This window comes from Pseudomonas sp. (assembly GCF_026224925.1).
Classification (GTDB): domain Bacteria; phylum Pseudomonadota; class Gammaproteobacteria; order Pseudomonadales; family Pseudomonadaceae; genus Aquipseudomonas.
Window position 1 is genome coordinate 1 of sequence record NZ_JAMFRV010000376.1, and the last position, 5,175, is coordinate 5,175.

3 protein-coding genes are annotated in these 5,175 nt (G+C 56.6%); all 3 read right to left on the reverse strand.

Annotated elements, in window-relative coordinates:
• On the reverse strand, positions 1-1,190 hold a 1,190-nt coding region (locus M0974_RS16500; protein WP_297838857.1), incomplete at its 3' end, for an ATP-binding protein.
• Complete coding sequence (locus tag M0974_RS16505) at positions 1,187-2,368, reverse strand: restriction endonuclease subunit S (protein ID WP_297838859.1); 1,182 nt, start codon at positions 2,366-2,368, stop codon at positions 1,187-1,189. The genes M0974_RS16505 and M0974_RS16500, both read right to left, overlap by 4 nt.
• Before the next feature lie 13 nt (positions 2,369-2,381).
• The gene (locus M0974_RS16510; RefSeq protein WP_297838862.1) at positions 2,382-4,781 is read right to left on the reverse strand and encodes a type I restriction-modification system subunit M; all 2,400 of its coding nucleotides are present in this window, start codon (positions 4,779-4,781) and stop codon (positions 2,382-2,384) included.
• Between the last annotated feature and the right edge of the window lie 394 nt (positions 4,782-5,175).

Genomic DNA, 5,175 nt, shown 5'->3' on the forward strand with positions numbered 1-5,175 from the left:
ACCGAAGTTTTCACCGAAGTTTTCACCGAAGTTTTCACCGAAGTTTTTTTGACTTTTCCTGTGGCTGCGGGTGAATCCGCGGGCGGAAGCGAAGGAAACGGAAACTCCACCCAAAATCCCGCGCTGTCACAATCGAATTTCGGAGCCGGACTGGCATCGGCAATACAGGCCCGGCGAATGAGGTCGATGCCACGGCCCCACGATTCGATCAGCCCGGCCAGAAACAAAGTGCGGGCAATGTCGGGATTGGCTGGCTGCGACGGATGCTTGGCCATCAGGCGTGCCAGCGACCAGTCCGGCGGCAACTGGCCCGCGTTCCAGATAATCAGCTTGTGCTCGTAGACGCTAATCTGAATCGGAATCGCTGCGCCATAGTCCTTGTGCGCGATGGCGTTGATCACCGCCTCGCGCAAGGCTGCTTCGGGTACCGGCAAACGCTCCAGCCGCTGTACCCCCTGGTACGAAATCCCGGCGCGCAGGTACTTCGTCAGCAGCAGATCGAGCGTTTTTTCCACTTGCGTGAACAGGTCGCCTGAGATCACATCGTGGTAGAGCAGGTCGGAGTCGGTGCGAAAGAAGCCAATCTTCACGCACGCGCCGGTGGTGAATTTTTCAGGATCGGCGTGAAACAGCAGCGTGACCGCGCGCTTGAGATACTGTCCCTCGGTCAGGTGCAACTTTTCAAACAGGATGGCGTCGCTCTCTGCCAGCGACTCCGCGCTCAGGCGGCCGCTCTTTGCCGCCAGCTTGCGAAACGACAGGATTGCGTGCGACGCCAGATCGGTCATCGCCAGATGCGGCACCGGCACGCCGTCCCAATGCCTGCCCAATTTGCGCAGCAGGAAACGGTCCAGCGCGCCACCGCGCAACTCCTGCTTGGTGCTGCCGCTGCGCAGGTGGTATTCACCTTTGTAGCTGATCGGGCTCGGGTAGGCATCGACCACGATTTCCAGCCAGTCGCGCCCGTCCTGCGTGTGCAGATTGACAGCCACCACGATGCCGAGAATGTCGCGCACCTTGTTCGGTATGTCTTCGAGCAGCTTGGTCGCGTTGGCCACGCCCACCACCTCGCCCCTATCGTTCTTGCCGACGACCAGCGTGCCGCCCTCGGCATTGGCGAAGCCGCAGATCCATCTCAGGTATTCATCCCGCCAGGACTGCTTCCATTCGATGGTCTGGGCTTCTTTCATACCAGGCGTATCCTTCCTGTCAGCAGTTCCTGCATCATGCCTTGCTTGAGCGCGCGGGTCTTGTCGCGGCGGGCTTCGAGGGCGGTAAGTTCGGCGTCCATGTCGGAGAGGATGGTGGCGATGGCGGTTTGTTCGGCTAATGTCGGCATCGCGACTTGAATGTTTTCAATCGTTGATGCATTTAAGCTTGGCACTCCAGACGCCGCATTGTACGACCACCAATCAATCATTAAAAACTTATAGTAGATAAACTTAGGAAGTGTTTGATTGAAAATTTCTGTATAAAACAAAGTATCCACTGTCCAAAACGGCGAATTTTGATACTGAGGTCTGTCGATAGTCCCCTTCCGGCCAATTAATACCGACTCTTTATCGTAGAGAGAAATATTAGTGCGCCCAATTTCACCCCCAGTAGCAAGAATTGGATAAATTCCCCCAGCCACCGCGACTTCGTGCTGGTTTCTTCCATGCCGCACCTTTAGCGTGTCGCCAAACCGCTTAACCTCCCACTCCCCGCAAAATCCCGGCAGGCGGGTCTGGCCGCTGAGAAGTTGCTGCATAGCGGCCTGTTTGAGGTCGCGCTTCTTGGCAATGAGGGCATCAAGCTTGACCAGCAGCGCATCTACATCTGACAGCGCGGCGGCGATCGCGTACTGTTCTTGCAGTGGAGGGATTATGGTTACAACACGACCAAGGTTCTGTTGACCGATGTTTGCCCGAATCGCGCCCTGTCCCATGGGAATTAATTGCGCTCGGATGAACGACGCTCGAAGTGAGTAACCAGAATACACTGGATCGAGTTTGGCATTGTTCGGTCGGCCTCGGATAACAAATCCGCCAAAGACTACTCGGTCTTTACCAAGATATACAGATGCCAAGCCGATTTCTTCCTGAACTTCTGATGTACGATTGAAAAGAACATCACCGGTCCGTACTGAATATGAGGCAGTCACTGACTCGGTTAAAGTGACCTTGCCGGTAATTTCATGACCAAATAGGTGTGAATAAGTAATTGGCTCCAGTACGTTGATGAAGGGAGTGCCTTTACCGTAACTGGCCTTATCGGCGTTAACTCCATTTCGAAATGAAAAAAGTTCTTCGAATCTAATCGCGTCCCAGTCTTCTGGTATCACACCCAGTTCACTCTGTTTGTACCCGGCCCGCACGTTGGTACTCATGCTTTGTATCCGCTCAGTGCCATGCGAATCCCATTTTTTTCAAATGTTCGTCCACGCGCGCGGACAGCGTTTCCACATCATCGGCAATCTGCTTGACGGGCGTGGCATACCGCTCGGCCAGTTGACTGATGCGTCCAGTCAGCGCCTGACTGATGCGGTCAAGCTCTCCTTGCACACTAGTCGACAGCGCGGCCAGCCATTTATCGTTCACGACTAGCTCCTTTACGTCGGCAACATCGAGCTTGCCATACTTGGCGGCCACCTTGGTATCGAGCGCCTTGACGGCGTCCTTCACAGCCTTACCAGCCGCCGCTTCCTGCTCTGCAAGTTCAAGGTAGGACTCCAGCAGATCGCTTTCTTCAAGTGCATCGGTGTCGTGTTTGATGTCGCCCAGCCGAGCTTTGGCGCTCACTTTGGTCAGTTTGCCTTTGTCATTTTTCGCCTCGGCCAACAGACCGTCGTCGCCACCGTGCTCCTCGGCTATCTCTTCCATCTGTCGGCTGATAGTGTCGCGCGACGCTTCGAGTGCTTCGATGGATTGCTGCTCGCTGGCAAAGTAGCGCTCCACGATCAGGGCGGGCGGTATCAGGTCGAAATTGGGCTTACCTGCCTGCGTGGCTTTCCACCCGTCGCTGGAGATCATCCAGGCATCGTCCTGCATGGTTTCCATCCAGAAGTCCATCAGGTGCTGGTAGACGCCATACGGGTCGATCAGGGTGGCGATGGCGGCATGATTGCGGAAGGCGTCGAGCAGACTCTCGGACAGCGTTTCGATCAACTCGTTGGGCCGCTGGCCCTGCTCGATGTTGGTCAGTAGTGGTGTGTTGACGGTCTTCCAGTTGTCAAACAGGGCCGTCACTAGCGTATTGAAGGCGGTAAATTGCGGGTGGGCGAAAATGGCGGCCTTGACCCGCGCGGCGGCGACTTTCGGATGGCAATAGCCAGGGCGTTCGGCATCCTGAAACAGGTCCTTGCGTACATCGGGGAACACTTGCCAGTAAGCGGCCAGGCCGTCGATGTCCGCATTCGGAATGCCACCCATCAGGTGCGCGGCAATGTCCTGCAGGTCTTCCGGTTCGGTGCTGTCGATGTAGCGCGGCAGGTTCAGGTTGAAGTCGTTGCTCGCAACCTCCACCAGCGGCACCATGCGCGCGTATTTGGACGTTTCGATCTGGCGCGTGAACGTGTCGACGATCTTGTGGATGTCCTGCGCGCGCAGGCGGTTCTTGTTGCCGTCTTTGATAAAGCCGCAGCTGGCGTCCACCATGAAGATGCCTTTGCGGCCAGCCGCGCCTTCCTTGTCGAGCACGATGATGCAAGCGGGGATGCCGGTGCCGTAGAACAGGTTGGCCGGCAGGCCGATGATGCCCTTGATATAGCCCTGTTTGAGAATGCGGGTGCGGATGCCGCCCTCGGCGCCGCCCCGGAACAGCACACCGTGCGGCAGGATGACGGCCGCCTTGCCCGCGCTCTTGAGGCTTTTGAGCATATGCAGCAGGAAGGCGTAGTCGCCGTTTTTCTCGGGCGGGGTGCCGTACTCAAAGCGGCCGTACAAGTCGTTGGCCGGGTCCAGGCCACTGGTCCACGCCTTGGTGGAAAACGGCGGGTTGGCGACGATGAAGTCGAAGGTTTTCAGGCCGCCGTCCGCCTTCTTGAAATGCGGACTCGATAAGGTATTGGCCTGCCAGATTTCCGCCGTGGGGCAGTCGTGCAGCACCATGTTCATGCGCGCCAGCGCGCTGGTGGCGTTGTCCATTTCCTGGCCGTACAACGCCAGGTCCATTCCGGTACGGTGCTTGGCTTCATCGTGCGCTTTGAGCAGCAGCGAGCCGGAGCCGCAGGTAGGGTCGTAGATGCTCTGGCCGGCGTTGGAAGCCTTTCCCAGGTCGATCACCAGCGCCATCGTGCGCGAGACTTCGGACGGTGTATAGAACTGGCCCTTGCTTTTTCCCGACTCGGTGGCGAAGTGGCGCATCAGGTATTCGTAGGCGTCACCTAGCAGATCGTCGCCCCCGGCCCGGTTGCCGCCGAAGTCCAGTCCCTCGAAGATGGCCACCAGCTTGGTGAGCCGGTCCACCATCTCCTTGCCCTTGCCGAGCTTTTCTTCGTCGTTGAAGTCGGCGACGTTGATGGCGCCCTTGAGGCTGTCGTTGGCGTCGGCCAGCCGGCCGATGATCTTGTTGACCTTGTCGCCGATTTCCTTGTCGCCCTTGGCGGCCACCATGTCGGCAAAGCTGCCGCCAAAGGGCACGTCGATCAGCGCGCTATGGTCACCGGCGTATTTGTCGGAGACGTATTTGACGAATAGCAGGATGAGGACATAGTCCTTGTACTGGCTGGCATCCATGCCGCCGCGCAGTTCGTCACAGGATTTCCAGAGAGATGAATAAAGTTCTGATTTCTTGATGGCCATGAATAGTCTTGTTCGCGTTTCGGTACCGGGTGGCGCAAGCGTGTCACTTTACTGTATGGATCGCAGGCGACAAAGGCAAACTTATTATTGGCATGCTGAAATTGCACCTTGTTTTCGCGCGAGGATGCGGTGATATACGCGTAAGTCAGAGCAGGATGCTTTTGGAGAAGGGTAACGCCGAGGGTTACAATACCGATATTCTTTGACAAAATTCGTAAAAAACTGGCGCTCGCGCCGTGATTTCAAGAGTTTTGTTGCCATTTATAGTAGTGCTGGTGGTTGACGCAAGCCTTGCCCGGCAAATTCCTGCCGTGATTTGCATCCCCCTAATTTATTGATAATTAAAGGTTTTTCCATGAGTCTCCAATGCGGCATCGTCGGCTTGCCGAACGTC

Bases quoted from the DNA above. Each gene is read 5' to 3' on its own strand.
- M0974_RS16505 (WP_297838859.1), bottom strand. From the start codon at position 2,368: ATGAGTACCAACGTGCGGGCCGGGTACAAACAGAGTGAACTGGGTGTG.
- M0974_RS16510 (WP_297838862.1), bottom strand. From the start codon at position 4,781: ATGGCCATCAAGAAATCAGAACTTTATTCATCTCTCTGGAAATCCTGT.